Origin of the sequence: Paenibacillus sp. EZ-K15, from assembly GCF_002573715.1 — a bacterium.
Taxonomy (GTDB): Bacteria; Bacillota; Bacilli; order Paenibacillales; family Paenibacillaceae; genus Paenibacillus_AQ.
This window is the reverse complement of sequence record NZ_PDHM01000008.1, coordinates 166,223-185,609: the sequence shown is the minus strand read 5'-3', so window position 1 is coordinate 185,609 and position 19,387 is coordinate 166,223. Positions and strand designations below refer to the sequence as shown.

Here is a 19,387-nt window from a genome sequence, read left to right as displayed (position 1 = left end):
AGTAAAACCTCCGTCACAACTTGTATGGCGAATATGAGTTCACCAGCAGCTCGTTTTTGGGCGCTCGGACTAACGGAATATCAATTCGAAACATCGAACCCTCACCTATCTTACTTTCTGCTTGAACAGTTCCCCCATGAGCTTCAATCAGTGCTTTAGCAATGCTTAATCCAACCCCAATTCCACCTGTATTTCTAGTACGTGCTTTATCTGCCCGATAAAACCGGTTGAAAATAAGCGGCAAATCATACTCCGATATCCCTATGCCGTTATCTCTACAATAAATAGTAACCATTTCTTTGTGATCAATCGTGATTCCCACATCGATGCTCCCTCCAATTGCCGTATACTTGATCGCATTGGAAATAATATTCGTCATAATTTGGACGAAACGGTCAGGATCTACTTCCACGTGACAAGGGGTATAGATGGTATGCAGAGTAAAGTTTATATCTTTGGCTTTAGCTAAGAAGATTAAATTCTCGTAAACATCCCTCACCAGATTTCGTATATCGATTAATTCGATATCAAGCTGGAATTTAGCTCCCTCTGCTTCAGACAATTTTTCCACATCATCCACAAGGCGGCATAGCCGATCAATTTCGGCGTAAATACGATTTAAATTCTCTTCATTCGCTGGATAAATACCATCAATAAGTGCCTCCATTCTGGATAGCATAGAGGTTAGCGGAGTACGAAGTTCATGCGTTAAATCTTGCATCGATTGCTCCCGCCAGTGTTCTTGGTTATTCAAATCAACGACAAGCTTATTCATAGAAGTAATTAGCTGATTCAGCTCCAACGTTCCCGTTTCGGAAATTAAAGTGTCCCTATGCCCCCCAGCAATACGTTTCGCCTGAAGGCTGCTTAAACGAAGCGGCTTCGACAATCGCCTGGCAAGAAGATAACAAATAACTACCATAAGGCACAATAAGATGATGGTAACACCACCACTACCTCCAAATAAAGCAAACGAAAAAAACGATGCGGAAGGAAGATTGAAATCATTATCCAAATCAACCGTAGCATCCAAAATTCCGATTAACTGGCCATCGACATAAATCGGACTGCTAGCCGTGAAGGGCCGACCATATTGCTGACTTTCCAGCCCTGAATCATACAGCACTTCTTCATGGCCCGGAGCATAGTAACGTATACTCATCGAATATACATTAACTGCTTGTTTAAGCCAGTCCATCTTCTCGATCGATAGCTTGCCCGGTTCTAGATGAGTACGCAAAGTAAAGGCAATTTTCTGCGTTTGATCCTCTACAAACTTCATCTTATAAACCTCGATTGAACGATCAAATGAAAGACGGGATAAGAAATAGGTCGCTAACAAAAAGATCAAAGATGTCAAAATAAGGGAGATAAACAGAATGCAATGGGTCTGGCGTAATCTATTCCACAATTCCATTAGTACTCTTCATCCGGATGGAACGTAAATTTATACCCCGCACCAATTTTTGTTACAATATAAACCGGATTTTTATGATCTTCTTCAATTTTTTTGCGGATATTTTTTATATGCGTATCTGTCGTTCTCCCATCGCCAATATCTCGATAACCTTGAACTTCATAAGATAAATCTTGTCGACTATATAACTTATTTGGTTTTTTGAGCAAAACACTTAACAGCTTAAACTCTGTAACCGTTAAATTCACGAGTTTACCGTTTACGTATACTTCCTTCGATTCAAAGTTTATTTGAAGTCTTCCTTTGTTAAATCGCATCACCGTTCGGCTATTTATAGAGAGCATCTTCATTCTTCGCTCCAGAGCTCGAATTCGAGCGATGACCTCTTTCATGCGGAAAGGCTTCGTAATGTAGTCATCCGCACCTAGATTAAGACCATTAATCGTATCGATTTCACGAGCCTTGGATGTGATCATTATGATCGGCATGCTGGAAGACCCTCTCACTTTCCGACAAACTTCTTCCCCTGGTATGCCATGAATCATCAAATCCAGAATTAATAAATCAATTTTAAAGTTATGAATTTTTTGCAGGGCATCATTACCTTCTTCCGAGGTATATACCGTCCAACCTTCATTCACCAGATATGATTGTAATATATTGCAAATTGATTCATCATCTTCAACGATTAGAATGTTCATGCTATATTTCTTCCTCCCAATAGCCTCTTCGCTGCTAGCAGTATCTTTATGCCAAATCGGATTAAGAGCGAGCGGTGCTGTTGCCAATTTTTTTATTCTTACTTCAAGTTTACGTCCGCAACTCGTAAAGCTGCCCCCTTTGCTGTAAACGATCCATTCCATTTCCTCCTTATCTGTATGTTGCTATGGCACGTGCATTTGGAAATTTGTTGAGCCTATTTCTCGTGAGAGCGCTTCCTAGAATTAACTATTTGCCATGCAGGTCTCAATTCCTTTTTTATGTACCATGTAAATCGTTGATTCTCGCCTCGCCGATTTAATTGGACTCCCCCCTTTGGATAAAAAAAACCTATTCCGACAAAGCTCGGGATAGGTTCTATCCATTCGGGATCAGAGCCGCTATCCGCCAGGCTTGCAGTCCCGAATGCATCAAGTATGTAAGGTGTGCTCCAGCACCCGTTCGGTTTGGGTCTTAGACATGTTTCGCTGCGCAGTTACCAGCTTGTAATATATTCCTTGCTTCTCGATCAATTCTTCATGGGTCCCGATTTCAGCGATGACTCCTTTATTCAGTACCACAAGTCGATCCGCATTTTTCAATGTGGCCAATCGATGTGCTATCGCAATTGTTGTCCGGTTCTTGGTGACACGTTGCAGCGCTTCTTGGATTTCCGATTCTGTCTCGATGTCTAGCGAAGCCGTTGCTTCATCCAATATTAGAATTCTAGGATTGTTTAACACGGCTCTAGCAATGGCAAGCCGCTGTCTTTCACCACCTGAAATATTGTTCCCGTTCTCCTCCAGTTTGGTATCATAACCGTCTGGGAACTGGCTAATAAAATGATGAGCATTGGCTATTTTTGCAGCCTGTATCACTTCTTCCATCGTTGCCTCTGGTTTTGAATACTTGATATTATTCATGATCGTTCCACTGAACAAAAATGTTTCCTGCAGCACAACCCCGATTTGAGAACGTAAATCTTCCTGCTTGATATCTCTAATGTCCACACCGTCGATGCTTATCGTTCCTTCATTAACATCATAGAAGCGGGAGATAAGATTGATAAACGTAGACTTTCCCGATCCCGAGTGACCAACGAGTCCTATCATTTCCCCCTTCTTGATATCGACATCGATGGACTTGAGCACGGGTTCATAGGATCGGTATCCGAAGGTAACATTCTTAAAACTTATCGTCCCATCGATCTTGTGCTTCGTGGACTTCGCCGTGTCGGTGATCTCCGGCTGTTCATCAATGACCGAGAATACTCGCTCTACAGAAATGAGGGCGTTAGCGATCCATCTAGGCATATTCATTAACCATCCAAGCGGACCATAGATCATGGCTGCGTAGCCAGTAAACTGAACTAATTCACCAAGGGACAGCCTCCCTCCCAGAATCATATTACAGCCTACTAGCAATACAAAATATTGTCCAATCTGGATCAAGTAATGGGAAATAGGCGATAAATAACTGTATACTTTTTCACTTCGGATTGTAGCTAAGGCATACTCCCGGTGATATGCTCTGAACCGCTTAATCTCCCGCTCCTCTTTACCGAATGCTTTAACCACTCGAATCCCGCTCAGCACATCATGCAGGAATGAATTGGCTTTATCATGAACCCGCCACTGCTTGCGAAAGAGCTTTCTAAGCACGACTTTCCAAACAAAGTATTGAATATAAACAACGATCGGCGCCGGCAAAATAATAATAAGGGCAAGCTGCCAGTCTGTGTGAAATAGCAGGAAACTCACAGCAGCCAGCATGATGATTTGATAAATAGCCATCGAAAACACTTCTTGAATCAAATTCCGGATGCGGTCTGTATCAGAATTAATTCGGTTCATGATATCGCCAGCACGCTGCGAGGTTAAGAATCCAAGCGACAAGCTTTGAATCTTCTCAAAGACAAGATTACGCAGATCCGCTGCAATTCTTGAACTTACACGGGCCATAATCCTACCCCTTAATACCCCTAACAACTCTCCTGCTACTAAACCAAATGCAATTCCAGCGAGAGCCATTAGAAATATCCTCGTACTTGGGTTCACACCGTCTGGCGGCTGCAAAGCCGAATTCACAAGTATTTTTTGAAAATAAGGGCCTGTTAGCGTAACAGCCGACATGATTAATAGAACGGCGAGTGCCGTGATCAATATTCTCCAATGTGACTTCGAAACGTCCCAGAGTTTCTTAAAGGCCGCTCCTTTATTCATACACTTCGGACATAACCTAGTACCTTTAACAAGGTAGCCGCCACATTGTGAACATACATTCTCGCTCTCATTGTTGTAGATCCGGATCTTACTGTTCGAAGCCATGTAATTCAGAATTTGAGCAATGTAAGAGAGCCTTGCTGCATGCTGCATCGTGCACCGGATGATGATCCTCGGGGTCTGCATATGCGTTGCCTCCATGATCACATTTCCGATTAAAGGAACAACCTTGTAATCATGTGCCTCATGAATTGAACAGGTTTCGATAACCGTCCCATTGTCTATGTGGACCCACTTGGTCTCCCCAATCACAAAATAACCATTCGTCCTACGGCTGTCAAACGATAAATCTGCGGGGACGCAATACGTAATATTTTCTCCTAAGGCTTGCTGAACAGCTAGAAGATCTTGCTCTGATAGCTTAAATTGAAGGTTCATCGCAGCCTCCCCTATATATACATTTCTAGCAGTCGATATTCCCTTTCGCTTAAATGCGTGATATCCTCGATGACGAATCGGTTCCCATCCACATCGATAATTAATAACTTGCGATCAGTTACGAGCTTCACATTCCCTCCGCCGCTACGAACCGTAAACCGAACGCTCCCGGACACGGTTTCCGTCTCCCAGTAGGAGTACCCGAATTCTTCTTTAATTCTGATCAGTTTCGTGATCTCAGGAGCAAAATATCTCATTTTTATTTGCTCCTCAAGCAGGCTAACGGTAACCTTCGGAAAATCTTCATCCAAAGACTTGATGATGCCAATCTCTTTATTCTCACTTGTGCGAACAGATATATATTCTCTTCTATTGGTATGAGGGAAGGAACAGTGCAAATATACCGCCGGATATTTCTCATCATTCACTTGAACCCTAAGCATGTGGCCTTCTGTTTTTGTAAACACTGTATTATCAGCCGTTAAATAATTCATGCTCGCTGCGACAGACAAATCGGATTGGTTAGGTACCGTGATTTGCATTAAAAGATTAACCCACCCTTCTCATGCTCAGCGCTTCATCATGCTTTTGTACTAAGCCATGGTATACGCCTTTTAGCATCATTAATTGTTCATGTGTCCCTTCTTCAACAACCTTTCCTCCATCCATAACCAGTAAGTAATCCGCATTTCTTAATGTAGACAACCGATGTGCGATGGCTATCGTCGTTCTACCTTGAATTAACGTTTCAAGCGCTTCTTGGATTTGAAGTTCGGTCTCCGTATCCAGTGATGCCGTTGCTTCATCCAGGATTAAAATTTGGGGATTATGCAGAACCGCCCGTGCGATGGATATTCTTTGCTTCTCTCCACCAGATAGAATATGACCTCCAGTACCTACGATCGTGTCATAACCATCGGGCAGCTTTTCAATGAAATCATGCGCATTCGCAATTCGAGCAGCGTTAATGATGTCATCCAGCGAGCATTCAGGATCAGCGTAAGCAATATTCTCGGCAATTGTTCCCATGAACACATATAGCTCTTGCGACACAATCCCGATGTTTTTACGCATCGTATCGATTTGGAGATCTTTTACGTTAACTCCGTCTATCACGATTTCACCATCTGTAACATCATATAGGCGAGAAATCAGATTCACGAGTGTGGATTTACCGGCACCCGAATGTCCCACGACACCGATCATCTGGCCTGGTTTTGCATGCAGGGACACATCTTTCAGTATCAACTTGTTCGGCTCATAACCGAAGGTGACATGGGAAAGACGAATATCGCCATTCATGTGCTCCAGAGCAACCGCGTCCTCTTTTTCTGCAACATCGGAGACGGAATCCTGTATTTCAAAAATGCGCTGCGCCGCACTCATACAACTGGACCACCAATTGACAATGTTATTCATAAACTGTAGTGGACCGTACAGCATGTAAATATAACTTATAAAAGTCATGATTTCACCGAACGAGATACTCCCCTGCATCACCCTCCAACCACCAAAAGCCCAGATTAAGATGCCCCCGAATTGAGTAAGGATCGTTAATATCGGGAAGATTGTACTGCTCATCAGGTTAAAGGACTGTTCCGATTCTGAGTAGGATGAATTCGCTCTCTGGAATCGCTCAAGCTCTTGACGTTCTTTCCCGAACGCTTTCACAACTCGCGTACCCTGTATCGTATCGCTGATCATGGCGTTGAGCGTACTCACACGTCTATGTCTCCGCCAAGACAACCGCCATAGCTTAGGGAACACCCATCGTATCAGCAGCAAGACAAATGGAATCGGGATGAAGCAGATCAATGTGAGTTTCCAGTCCATAATCAACATAATGGTTGTAATACCGATGATATTCATGGCATTGACGATAAAGTAAGAAATGCCATCTACGAAAAAATACTGCAATTCTTGCGCATCATTGCTAACCCTTGTCATAAGCTGACCCGTTTGTTTTTTCTGAAAAAAACTAAGCGATAACCGCTGCATCGCAGCGAACACACTTGCCTTCAAATCAAATACGACATTCGCCGCCAATCTGGCATTTATTGTGCTAAATAGGATCCCGAACAATAAGGAAATCGTTCGAAAAACAAAAATGAGTACGATCACGAGACCAATTCGTCCAGCGAAGTCTCCGGTATTCCCAAGGGCTTGGTCGAACAACACCGTACCTTGCAGATAAGGTATGGCAAGACCTGTAGCGGAATTGAGCAGCATAAACAGAACAATGAAAAACATCAAAAATTTATACTGTCCAGCAAATCTTAGCAACCTAGAGAAGATGGCATGCTTCTTCATACATTTCGGACAAATTTGCCTGCCTTCTTCGGGATATCTCATTCCGCATTTCGGACAAGTGATGTTCTCCTGACGATCTTCAACCTCTTCATCGCTAATGTCTTCTTTCTTCTTAATCTTAGTAAAGATCGAGACAAACTTGGCAGCGCTCCCCATCTGTCCATTCGTAAATGCTCCGATGATCCGCTCCTCATCCTCTTGTAGAACAATGAGACCAGAGGCGATTAAATTGACGGTGAATGCGGTTTCAATATTGTCGATATCGATGGACTCTACATTCGCCTTATCTCTTTGGAATGATACAACGAAAAGCTTTTCCTTACTCAGAATTAAATACGTACTTGCGAAGCCTTCGCCATCCAGACTTCGATCACATAACATCCAGTAGATAACGTCATAAGGCTCATGAGGTTGTATCGCGACAATCACTTCCTGCGGTAAGCTTTTGATCATGGGCTCCCCTTTCATCATTCGATACATCCATAATTCCGAATATTTTTTGTTAGAACCCCAATAAGGTATTTATCCCCTGTAAATATATTATCAACTAAGATGTGAAGATAGTGTGTGTTCTTAGGTAAACTGAAACAAAAAAGCCGCGATTACCGCGACTTAGCAAGGTGAGTTTCTTGACACAGGCAGCTTCACCGATATCGTCCTGAAGCCCATACCCCCGGCTGGCCAGCCGGATCGGCGGGCGCAGTAGGAATACAATTCACTCCACACCCTTCAGTGACTCAATCATATGAATCCGCGTCACCTTTTTCCGAAGCATGAGGTTGGAAAGAAGGGTCAGGAAGAACGCCAGCACAACCGATGCCAGCAGGATCACAAGGTTTAATTGATTCGGGATTTGCTGATGCGTACTCGAAAGCGCCTTGATGATGATGGAATAGACATATCCGCTGATCGGCAGAGCTACAATGACCGCAAAAGCGGTTAACAGCATGTTTTCAGAGAAGATTAGCCGATTGATTTTGCGTTTGGGATAGCCTAAGACCTTCAGCGTAGCAAGCTCACGATTCCTTTCGTAAATATTGATGGAAGAGATCGTGTAGATGGCACCGAAGGACAGAATGACGGCACAGACGATAAACATGATGAAGATAAAGCTGTTTTGTTTCAGCATATATTCCGCTGATTTCTTTAGATCATTCTTGTCTGCAATGGCATCCACCTGTGGGTCCTGTTCAAAGAAGCTGCGAACGCCCGCCAGATCTGCAGCGCTATGGACGCTCACTAACAGCGAGGCAGGATCGTAGTTTATACCCAAGCTCTTCATATAGTCCGGTGTGCTGTAGAACGACGGATTCGAATACTGTGTGGATATATCCAGAACCTTCATATCGACGATGGTTTGGTTCAGCTCCGGTGCGGTAAATTGAATCTGGATCGTATCCCCTTCGGATATGTGATATTGATCCGCGTAAGATTTCGGTACCAGCACGCCATGATCCTCTAACGATAGCCGATTGCCTTTTTCATCATAAAAATGAATCAACTCATTATCCTGCTCCGTAACCACGAGCATAGCGTTTTCTTTGTTTTCCCCTTTGATGAATTCCACAGGGTAGGTGGACAACCCATAACGATCTGCAATGCCGGAGGGCAGTGCTGCCGTATTCGGGAACGATCCCATCGTATAATCAACTCGTAAATCATACGTATTTACCTCTTCAATCTGGCCAGCTACTTTGAGCAGGGCCGTCTGCGTGCCGAAAGCCGTGATCAACAAAACCGTACTGACCACAACGCCAACGGAGCTCGCTAATGCTTTTTGTTTATTTAAGAATATATTTCTTAGAATCAGCTTGTAGCTGTAGGGCAGCCGACTCCACATCCCCGGTATTTTCTCGATGAGCAGCTTCTTCATCTTCTTCGGCGGCTTCGGACGCATCGCCTGGGCAGCACGTTCTTGCAATATCGCTCTACCGCTTAAATAGCAGGACAGCATGCCAAAAGCACAGGAGCATATCATCGGAGGAAGGATCGCAAATAACGAAAGGGAGAACGTCAAGTCAGGTAAGGAGTAGGATCTTCCAATCGATGTTGTAATGAGTGGAATGAACAAGGCGGCGGCTATGGCAAAGCCCAGGATGGAGCCGATGACACCCGCCAGCACAGGGTAGCCCATGTAATGAAACATGATGCTTCTTTTTTTCACCCCTAATGCCTTCATAATGCCCACTTGATTTCGCTGAGAATCGATAATCCTTGACATGATCAGAAACAGGATCACCGCTTCAATCAAAAAGAGCACGATCGGGATCACCCTGCTCATCAGCTTATTATTATGGATCGTTTGCTGGGTCTGGGAATAATTGAAGGTCCGTTCTTTGCTGACCTGGCTTACATAAGGGAGTGACTGGGAATGTGCCTCAATGGCTTGGCCTAACTTGTCTATGTCGTAACCATCCTTTGCATCAATCATGACTTCATTGTAGAACAAGCCGCCTGCGATTTCAGGTATGGTCTCTTCGGAGATATACGCTATTCCATAAGCTTGATGGTCCTGAGTTTCGTTCTTCTTGGCATGCTCCACATTCTCATTCAAGCCGCTGATCGTGAACGTCATATCCTTGTCATTCACCCGGAGGCTGATGGGATCACCGACACGGTAATGATGCGCCCCAGCATAATGGGCGTCCAATAAGATCTCATTCGGCTCGGCTGGAATCCTGCCCTCTATCATCCTGGACGTATTGATTTCATTAGGTACAGGGATCGAATGCACCGTTAAAGTAGCTTTATAATCTTCAAAAGCCTGTGCTGCTTGGACGGTATAACGCCCTTCGATATGATGGATGCCTTCAATGTCTCGTAAACCAGCCGCATCCTCTGCGGAAATTTGACTATAATAGACGTTCAAGTCGCTTAAATTATGTTCTTGAAAATACCCCTTGGTATAGGCGCTAAGATTGTCGCTCAAGGTGACCAGCCCCGTGTAGAAAAAAGCTCCCACCGCGATAACTAATACAATGGCTATGAATTGTCCGATCGACTGCTTCATATCCCTTAATAATTTCAACGATAAAATCTTCATCACCACTCGATCCCTTCAACGCTTTGTTTGTGATCATTGATCGTGATGCTCTCGATCCTTCCACTCTTGACGCGGATCACTTTATCCGCCATCGGCGCGATGGCCGAATTATGGGTGACCAGAACGACGCATGTCTTCGTTTCCTTGTTCAAGTCCTGAAGAAGTTTTAAGACCGACTTCCCTGTCACATAATCCAAAGCACCGGTGGGTTCATCACAGAGGAGAAGTGCGGGATTCTTGGCAACCGCTCTTGCGATCGCAACTCTTTGCTGTTCGCCGCCAGAGAGCTGGGAAGGGAAATTCTTCATGCGATTCGCTAGTCCAACCTTATGTAAAATATCACGGGCGTCCAGATGGTCCTTACATACCTCGGTCGCAAATTCCACGTTCTCCAGCGCATTCAAATTCGGAATCAGGTTATAGAATTGAAATACGAAGCCAACCTTCTCGCCTCGATATTCGGTTAATCTCTTCTCGTTCCATCCCGTAATCTCTTGATCTCCCACAAACACTTGTCCCGAAGTAGCCGTATCCATCCCGCCGAGAATGTTCAAAATCGTGCTTTTCCCCGCCCCGCTGGCCCCTAGAATCACAACGAATTCCCCTTCTAATATGGAGAAGTCAACGCCCGCAAGGGCTTGAATCGTCACTTCACCGATTTGATATGTCTTGGTTACATTTTTGAATTCGATTAACGTTGTCACTTCTTACATCTCCCCGTATTGAATTTTCAGTTGGCCTTGATGCGGTTAATCTCCATGTTACACCTTACGGTACAAGAGACACCCGACAAGCGATGTATTCCATCATCAGCCTCAAGAAGGATTTCGCCGAGCTACGCTGAATCCGGACGAAATTTTCCAAAAGGCAAAAAAACAGACCGCCATCCGACTGAGGGATAGCGGTCTGTTCTATTCTTTTTGATTTAACTTAAAAGCGTCTCTGAAGCTAGCGTAAATCCTTCAATCGCCACATCTTCGTCGACTTCAATCATGATGCAGCGTTTACCTTGGAAATTAACCTGTTTGACATACCTTAAATCCTGCGGGCTAACCGAAATCGTAGCTACCTTGGTTTCGATCTTAATGGATTTGGAAGTATACTTCGGCATGACGCTGGTTGCTTTCATTTCATAGTTCTTGTTGTCCACGATGGTTTCGAATGCCCGCTCCACCTTCTCGGTCGTCACGTCCTCTACGCCGCTTGCGTTCAGTACGCGCTCCAGATCTTTATAATCCAGCTTCGGAGGTTCTTCCTCCTTCGTCTCTTCGTTAATTTCGATCACCCGGTTGATTTCCTCGTACACCTGAGCAATGGTGGCTGAATCGAGCTGTTCGCCGGCCACTTCCTTGACGATATCTTCGAAGATCGCTCGCTCTTCCAGTGCCGTCACGGATCTTTCTCCGTTCAAGACCTGTTCGACAAAATGCGGGTCCGGAAAATTCGATTTTCCCGTACAATACAAAATACGATTCACATCGGAATAATTGTCCGTCACGCTAGGGTACAGGAATCCTTGCTCCGGCGTACTTAACTTGATAATCGGATCTACAATGACATTGTACTTGAACTCCCTCTCCACATAATCGAACAAGAGCGTCTTCCGTTGTTTCTCCGTAGAATTCACACTGCATAAAATGAACGGATGGGCGAACACCTCGTTCTTCTCACTCTCTTCCGCTTCATCGTTTCTCGCCTTGGTCGGCAAATAATACTGTCCCCGAACGAACGTGACCACCATATCCCGCTCATATTTGGCATCCGTCAGCATTCTCTCCACAAGCATCAGCATCAAGTCCTGCCATTCTTCCGGATCACCCGACACGAGAGCTTGGTGAAGCAGTACCTGCGCCGGTTCCTCCGCTGCTTCCTGAAACCTCAATTCGAACAATTTTTGATCCAGTTCGCCGGTCAGCAGTTTTTTGAAATTCCCCATGTATAACTCTTGCTTCTCCCGATCCACCAGCTCGAACGGCAGGCGCTCCCAGTGATAGATTTCATTCGTTTCCTTCGTAATATAGACATTGAGAATATCGTAAATATTCAGTAAATCGTGATCCAGCTTAAATTGCTTGCGTATATTGGCGACTTCTTTTTTGTTCATATCGAATTCGGCAGCTCCTTAAATATATTCTGGCTTATCTAGTATAAATTATTGGACCGTAAATTTGTAAGCCATCTTGCGGCTTGCATTGCTGCGCCTAGGGTCAATTCTCCTGTGCACCTGATCCTCTATTGTGGCATATTTAAATACCCGAGTCGAGGACATCCCCTTGTGAGAACCCATACCAAAAAGAGATATCCTTACTCAAAGGATACCTCTTCTGGAAACTCGAATATATTCATTCAAATAATCTTTGATGTTTATGAAAAAACCGGTAAAAGAATTGTACATTGTCCAGCTCAAACCATTCTGCCGTTTGCAAAATCTTGGCATCGAGATTGTAGATCTTCGCATGAAGCGTACCCAGAACAAAGGGAGAATGCGTAGCAATAATAAACTGACTGTCAAAATAACGCGCCAGATCGTTCATTTGCTCGGCCAGCTTGATTTGATTCGCCGGAGAAAGCGACGTTTCCGGTTCATCCAATAAATACAGTTTCCCGGGAAGCAAATATTCCTCAAAAAACTGCATGGACGTCTCCCCGTTCGAATATTTCTCCTGCGAGAATTGAATGATATCCATCTTCTTTTTGAATTCATATGACTGCTCCAGCTCTTCTACCTCAGCCTTGCTCTTTCCCTGTACGAGCTGCTCATGCAGCAGCCCTTCGCGAAGCACGCTTTCCTGCTGTATTTTCTTGATTTCATACAACAGATCCTCTGACTTGATGTACCGGCTCCCATCGGGAAGCTTATATAGGGGTCGCTCCTGATCATCATGCCCGAGTTGGTAGCTGCTTTCCTCGATAAACCGCTGTGCGTACGCGTTGTGACCATAGCTTGTCATTCGCTCAGCGCCCTCGATACCCAATTTGTTGGCGATTAGATTCAGCACGGTGGATTTGCCGGAGCCGTTACTGCCGTATAGTACCGTGATTCGATCAAACAGCAGAACTTCCCCTGCAATGTGCCTGAACACATGATCGGGATATATATTCGGGTTGCTGGAAATGGTAGAAGAGAGTTTGAAGTTACTTAAATATAGCATCGTCTCGCTCACCTCTCGGAAAATGAAATAATGAAAGTTTGATATTCATACATGGCCATTCAATGGATGCAACCATCCGACCCAAACAACCTTTCTATTCAAGGACAGTCCAAATATCCAGTGCCGCCAGACGAATCGCCTCATGCTCATGATTCCGGTACGCTCTTAAACGGTCGGTACAAGCCTGGTTCCACAATAAGGATGTTCCCGCAACCCTCAGCAGAGAAAGTCCGATATATTGAGCCGCAAACGGCTGCCGATCTCTCAAATTGTCCACCAGGTCCAGAATCGCCTCCGGGCTCCAATACGCCTGATTGGCATTGGCTGCCCGAGCAATCTGTCTGTAGGCAGAATCCAACAGATACGGATGCGTGTTCACCATTTGAATCACAGGGTCCAAATGCAGGGCAGCCTGATCCGCCTGGTTCCATTCAACCATCGCCAAATATAACTTGATCACGGCTGGTTTCAGGGTTTCTTTGGATTTAAGAGCATCGACCATGCCCGTATATAAAGGAACGAGTACCCGCCTTGCATTTGGAGGTAATGAGATCAGCTTATCAATCAATGCCACCAGACGCTGCCGCTCTGGAAGGTCCCTCTCCGGGGCAGCATTCCATTCAGCCTTCGTCTCCATGTCGGCCAACTGTGTGCAAACGCCGATGACCCGATCATTCACCTTCCCATCACGACAAGCCACAATGAGCGTATCCAACGCGGCCTTCCATCTGGCGTTGTCCTCCATATCAAGAATCGTTCTGCTGGCGGAAGCCGCGACCTTCTCCTCACTTCCATTCACCCAATGGCTCATGGCTTGGAAAGCCTCTCTTGCCACAACAGCATCGGCATGTCCTGCGATCTCGATAATCAATTCCAAATACCTTGGCCGAGCTTCCACCGGAAGTCCACCAGCGTACTGGTTAAGCAGGCTTCTTGCGATATCACGCTGCGGAGAAGCAGCCATGGCACTCATCAGGGTCCAGCTGCGTTCATCATCGAGCCATTGTCTGGCAGCGTGACCTATGGCGATCATCACGTCTTTGTGTACATTCGGTTTCTCGTATTCACGGATGAGCAGTGCCATGCTCTCACTGCTTTTATAAGCTCCAAGCAGCCGGATAGCCTCTTTTCTGACCGTGATTTTCAATTTCTCCCGATTCAGCAGGTCCGACAGCATGGACGTCAACAAGACCGGGCTCACCCTGCGCAAACATCTGGGGATCGAGTACATGGCGACCCGAGCACGGTCTCCATCCAGGTTACCCAGCAATACAGGAAGTGCCTTCTCCGGCTCTTCCCATAACGAATATGCGTAAAGCGCTGCCTCGACGACATGCACTTCCTGATCCTGCAGCAGGACCTCCAGTTGATCGGAGCCATAATCCGGCATGACTGCCAAGCTCCGCATCGCCGCCGCACGTTCATGGAAACTCCGTTTGGCATCCAATGCCACCCGTTCCAAGAGGGAAGCTAATGCCTTTTGCTGGCGCGGCAGCCACCGGTGAAACCCATTATAGGCGGGCACAACATAAATCGTTTTTCCCGATAAATGCTTACCTTTGATGATTTGCCCCGAGATGAACGGGGTAAGCCACTCCTGACGCTTCAGTTGCAGATGCATAAATACGTCGTGGAATGAGATGAAGGATGGGTCTCTGTCCAGCAGTTCTCTAACCCTCGCATCCCGGGTTCCATACGGTGCCAGCCAATAATGGACCGCCTGCGGCGATACCGTTTTGGCCTTCAGCAGTTCCTCCAGCAGAAGCTGAAGCTTCGGCAACCGATCCACGGCTTTTCCAAACAAATCAGCCATACGCAGAACCACATTTATGTTTTCGCGCTTGTTCGCTTCTACACCAAAGGCATAAATCTCATCGAACAACGCTTCCAGTGCAGAACTTGGTATGCTATCCCAATCCATCGAGAACAACGCAAACTGACCGTCCCGCATCGTCAATCTTCCAAACGTTCTCAAAGCGAACTTGAATAGCTCGCCCTTCGGCTCCCATGCATGTTCACGCAGTATGGCAAAAGCCAGTTTCTCCGTGGCGGACCTTGTCCCATACGAAGTGTCCCTGGCTTCCACCACGCTATCCACTAACACAGTCAGATCGTTCACATGCTCTTCCTTAAACATGGGAGCAGGACAGTTTGAGAGCTCGGCCATAACAGCCCAGCGCACCGGATCCTGGTCGTTCTTGATTCGAGTCAGGAAGCGCAGCGTCTCATCCATTCCGCTTCGTGATAGAGCTGTACTCCGAACGAGGTGGGCATAGGCCGCAGCACGCTCATCGCTATTAGACACCTGGACGGCTTGCTCCAGCTTCTCCCTGGCGTTAACAATTAAACAGCGCGCCGTCGTTTCGAGCATGTCATCCCGATGATCACGAATGTCGCGAAGTTCCAGCATGCGGGCAGCTTCCTTGTCACGCAGTCGATGCGGTAGTACATCCAGTAGCGGCATAGGGAAAATGCGTGTCTTCCGCTCGTCTTCCTTATAAGCGGCATCAAACATCGCTTCGCGACAAGACGGCGCAAGGGTATCCAGTACCTTGGCTAGATGCACAGGCTGATCTGCGAGCAAGGTAGTCAGCGTGGTCCACTGCGCTGTGGTGAACCATTTCCTCTTCTTCAACACGCCTGGCGGAACGCCATGTTTCAAAAGATATTCCCGTGTGTCCTCACGTGTCAGCAGCTCGAATACGTCCTCAGGGCTGGCCTGAATCAGAATACCCAATTGCTGCTTGAGTACAGGATGAATCATATCCGTCGGCCCAAGCTTCAAGGCACATTCCAACACGATTGCTGGTCTTGTAACACTCAGTACCTCAATCGCGGAAGAGAGCGTCCACCATACACTGATCTTTTCCCGATGCGTTGCGTTCTGCAAAGCATTCTTGACATACACTGCAACAAGATCGGGATAGTACTTCGTTAGGAGCCGCCAATTGCGTAACGCATACCCCAGCTCCGAAAGCCTGCTGCGAACCGTCTCTTCGCTGCACACGGCCAATAATAAGGAGGCTTCTTGCGCCCCCCATCGGTCAAGCACGAGCGGCAGCAGCCGTTCCGCCCAATCCTGGCGATATGTATTCACGATGCTCCGCAGCAGTTGACGGCGGCAATGATATGACATCAGGGCGATTTCGGTTTCAACCGAAAAGTCCGGATCTATCATCACTTCCGGCAGTAGTCTAGCCGCCCGCCCTCTGACCCCTGCCTTCGGGTGCTTCAGGGCAAACAAAACCGCACGAGCATCATTCACTACACCCGCACCGGTTAATGCCAAATGCGCCTCATAGGCGGTGCCGCTGTCGAGCAAGGATACGAGCAGCGCGGAATAATCCGCATCTCCTTTATGCTGGCGTCCCAGAAGCGCCATCCGCTTCATCCTGTCCGAATAACCCAGCGAATCCAGCTCCATGAGCAATTGCTCTTTGTTCATCAAATCATGGTTATATGTCAACATTTCCTCTCCCCTCATGTTCTTATAACCGATCAAAATTTCTCCATAACCATTCTTGCGCAAGCTCTCCTGTAAGCATATAACTTCTTCATAAGCGAAGGCTTCTCCTTTTCGATGCGACATTCCAGATAACTTAGCCTACGGCAAACGCTGCATACAAAAAGAGATGCCTCGCGGGGTCCATTAGCGGCCCTTTGAGTCATCCCTTTTAGCTTAAGATGATGTTTATCCGAATTTAGTTATTCCAGTATTGCTTGGCAATCTGTTGACCTTGATCGATTTTTGCCCATTGCTCGGCTTCGCTTAGTTCGTTACCGCCATCACAGGAGGCAAAGCCGCATTGATGTGAGAGCAGCAGACGATCCTTATCAATGATTTTGGATGCTTCGTCAAGCAGACGGATGACGCGTCCTTCATCATCAAGCGTATTTGTTTTGGAAGACAGCAAGCCCAGAACAATCTCCGTTTCCGGTCTGTCCTTGAAAACCTCCAGTGCTTCAATCGAACCCGCACGATCATCATCCCACTCCAGGAAGAAGCGATCATATTTCAACTGCTTGAGGAACAGGTTGGCGATTTTTGCATAAGATCCACCGCCCATGTTGCGGGAATCGTAGTTCCCCCGGCAGTTGTGTGTCCACATTTTCAATCCCAGGCCATGACCGAAGTCAATCACTGTATTGTTAATATCAATAAATTCGGTGGCGAGACCCTGTACTTCCGCTTGATTAATATGCTCCCCTGTAAACGGAGAGTTCGGGTTGTCGTCTGCAAACAGCTCCCATAAGCAATCATCGAATTGCAAGATTTTGCCGCCTACCGCAGCGAATTCCTCCACAAATTCCTTATACGCGCTTACAAGGCCCGCTTTGAGCTCCTGTTTGTTCTGATAAACAGCATCCGTGCCGCCAATGTTATCCGACCAGGAAAGTTCACCGAAGATATGGGAAGGAGATGGTACGCAAAGTTTCGTTTGCTGATCGCCAGCCGTATCTTGGAGCTGTTTGAACAGTTTAATGAAGTGATGATTCTTTCCGCTCAGTTTGCCAGTAATGCGCAATCCAATATCTTTGCGTGTTTCATATTTAGAGGTTCCGTCCACATCCCGGAAAAAGTAGCCATGGTCCGCGATAAAACGTTCAACTCCGCCAAAGCCCCATACAAAATCCAGATGCCACATCGATTTGGAGAATTCGCCGTCCGTAATAATCGACAGGTTATGCTCGATTTCCTTTTTCACAACCTGTTTGATCGCCTCTGTCTCGCACTCAGCATAGCCTTCAAAATTCTCATAGAACGGATACTGGATATCATCACGATGTTCAATTTGCGTTTTATATTTCAGCAGCTCTTCGGGCCGCAACAAACTTCCTACGATCTGGAACTTATCAGTCATGTAAATAACCCCCTCGTTGTATACGATGATCATATCACGACGAGCGGGGTTAGAAGACATACCAAAAGAACATAACTAGTTATAGCTAAAAGCTATAGCAAATCCGATCAGATCTCTGGCATTTGCTAAAACGACTTCTACATGAGAAGAATCATGCTTCGTATACTCTGGAAATACTCAAATTTACTTTGTAGGAACGCTTTAAATCGAGAGACTGCATTATACTAGGAATCTCGATTTGATATAATAAATATTCGTTTCACATCAACAACCGGTTTACAGAAAACGCGAATTATTGTTCATCTGTCTAGAGGATTAAATATTATGGTATAATCACAGAGCAATGGAAAGGCTGATATGGGCGGTCGGCTAATCTCCCGGAAGGGAGGTGATGCCTTGTGACAGTGTTTGAAGCGATTATGCTGATGCTGACCTTTGGTTCGCTGATTGTAGCGCTGCTGTCCAATAAACACAAGTAGACCGCCCACCGTGCAAAGGTTGCGGTCTACTTGACGTATATCCTCTTGTAAGGCCCACCGCCCTTAAAAGCGGCTATTGCGTTGAGAGTCGTGTTGACGCACGGCTCTCTTTGCATTATAAGCTGTTTATGCCTTTATTATAACATGACCAATGGAGATTTCAATTTGCAGCCCCTATAAACTTTACATGTGTATAGAGTTAGTAGCATCTACACATAACATTCAACTGATTTACAAGGTACTACGACGTTGTTCATAAAAATACTGCACAGCTGGATGCTTGAACATGATCTGCTCGATCATGTTCAGAGTTTTCTTTTTTCCAACTCGTCTGTCTACCAGGCCAGAATATTCAACATGATATCATGGCTATCCAGCCTGTCATTTTAATTTCCGCGTTCCTCTACCTCATCATGATTCTTGCTTCCAAACTCATCGAGTAACGCACGTACTTCACTTGTTGACTTTGCGTTCATTAAGTTATTTCGGAGTTCACTTGCCCCTCGGAATCCACGGACATAGATTTTGAAGAAGCGAGCAAGAGGACTGAATGAACGTGGCTCCTGTGCTGAGTATTGATCATGGAGATCCAGATGCAGCCGCAGCAGATCAAGCAATTCCTCACTGCTATGATCCTTCGGCTCCTTCTCAAAAGCAAACGGATTATGAAAAATACCACGTCCAATCATAATGCCATCCACACCGTATTGTTCAGCGAGCTGGAGTCCGGTCTGACGGTCAGGAATATCCCCGTTAATGGTTAGA

13 protein-coding genes and 1 pseudogene are annotated in these 19,387 nt (G+C 45.9%); 1 reads left to right on the top strand and 13 read right to left on the bottom strand.

Annotation, left to right across the window (positions count from 1 at the left end):
- Positions 1 to 13: 13 nt before the first annotated feature.
- The 11 genes from CRG97_RS05390 to CRG97_RS05340 form a co-directional block, all read right to left on the bottom strand.
- Positions 14 to 1,417 (bottom strand): sensor histidine kinase, encoded by a 1,404-nt coding sequence (locus tag CRG97_RS05390; RefSeq protein ID WP_098742098.1) that lies wholly within the window; start codon positions 1,415 to 1,417, stop codon positions 14 to 16.
- Positions 1,417 to 2,280, bottom strand: coding sequence for a response regulator transcription factor (locus CRG97_RS05385; RefSeq protein WP_237566300.1), 864 nt, complete (start codon positions 2,278 to 2,280; stop codon positions 1,417 to 1,419). The genes CRG97_RS05390 and CRG97_RS05385 overlap by 1 nt, the downstream gene beginning before the upstream one ends.
- 267 nt (positions 2,281 to 2,547) lie before the next feature.
- On the bottom strand, positions 2,548 to 4,776 hold the full coding sequence (locus CRG97_RS05380) for an ABC transporter ATP-binding protein (RefSeq protein ID WP_098742097.1): 2,229 nt from the start codon (positions 4,774 to 4,776) through the stop codon (positions 2,548 to 2,550).
- Between the two features lie 11 nt (positions 4,777 to 4,787).
- Positions 4,788 to 5,318, bottom strand: a complete 531-nt coding sequence (locus tag CRG97_RS05375; RefSeq protein WP_098742096.1) for a DUF1854 domain-containing protein — start codon at positions 5,316 to 5,318, stop codon at positions 4,788 to 4,790.
- A 7-nt stretch (positions 5,319 to 5,325) separates the two neighbouring features.
- A complete protein-coding gene (locus CRG97_RS05370) occupies positions 5,326 to 7,539 on the bottom strand; it encodes an ABC transporter ATP-binding protein (RefSeq protein ID WP_098742215.1) in 2,214 nt (737 codons plus the stop codon).
- Between the two features lie 262 nt (positions 7,540 to 7,801).
- On the bottom strand, positions 7,802 to 10,129 hold the full coding sequence (locus tag CRG97_RS05365; protein WP_098742095.1) for an ABC transporter permease: 2,328 nt from the start codon (positions 10,127 to 10,129) through the stop codon (positions 7,802 to 7,804).
- On the bottom strand, positions 10,129 to 10,833 hold the full coding sequence (locus CRG97_RS05360) for an ABC transporter ATP-binding protein (RefSeq protein ID WP_098742094.1): 705 nt from the start codon (positions 10,831 to 10,833) through the stop codon (positions 10,129 to 10,131). The genes CRG97_RS05365 and CRG97_RS05360 overlap by 1 nt, the downstream gene beginning before the upstream one ends.
- A 221-nt stretch (positions 10,834 to 11,054) precedes the next feature.
- The gene (locus CRG97_RS05355; RefSeq protein ID WP_098742093.1) at positions 11,055 to 12,233 is read right to left on the bottom strand and encodes a DUF4317 domain-containing protein; all 1,179 of its coding nucleotides are present in this window, start codon (positions 12,231 to 12,233) and stop codon (positions 11,055 to 11,057) included.
- A 238-nt stretch (positions 12,234 to 12,471) separates the two neighbouring features.
- On the bottom strand, positions 12,472 to 13,281 hold the full coding sequence (locus tag CRG97_RS05350) for an AAA family ATPase (RefSeq protein WP_098742092.1): 810 nt from the start codon (positions 13,279 to 13,281) through the stop codon (positions 12,472 to 12,474).
- 94 nt (positions 13,282 to 13,375) lie between these two features.
- Entirely contained in the window at positions 13,376 to 16,750 is a 3,375-nt protein-coding gene (locus CRG97_RS05345) for a HEAT repeat domain-containing protein (RefSeq protein WP_237566299.1), read from the bottom strand.
- Between the two features lie 232 nt (positions 16,751 to 16,982).
- Positions 16,983 to 18,143: a cobalamin-independent methionine synthase II family protein gene (locus tag CRG97_RS05340; RefSeq protein ID WP_098742091.1), complete on the bottom strand. Its 1,161-nt coding sequence runs from the start codon at positions 18,141 to 18,143 to the stop codon at positions 16,983 to 16,985.
- 398 nt (positions 18,144 to 18,541) lie between these two features.
- Between CRG97_RS05340 and CRG97_RS34180 the strand changes: the two genes are divergently transcribed.
- On the top strand, positions 18,542 to 18,622 hold the full coding sequence (locus CRG97_RS34180; protein WP_353057537.1) for a putative holin-like toxin: 81 nt from the start codon (positions 18,542 to 18,544) through the stop codon (positions 18,620 to 18,622).
- A gap of 231 nt (positions 18,623 to 18,853) precedes the next feature.
- Here the strand turns inward: CRG97_RS34180 and CRG97_RS34175 are convergent.
- Positions 18,854 to 19,005: pseudogene (locus CRG97_RS34175) on the bottom strand (SF0329 family protein); the annotation flags it as partial.
- A 3-nt stretch (positions 19,006 to 19,008) separates the two neighbouring features.
- Positions 19,009 to 19,387: tRNA-dihydrouridine synthase (locus tag CRG97_RS05335; RefSeq protein ID WP_161952921.1), on the bottom strand; the 379-nt coding region annotated here is incomplete at its 5' end.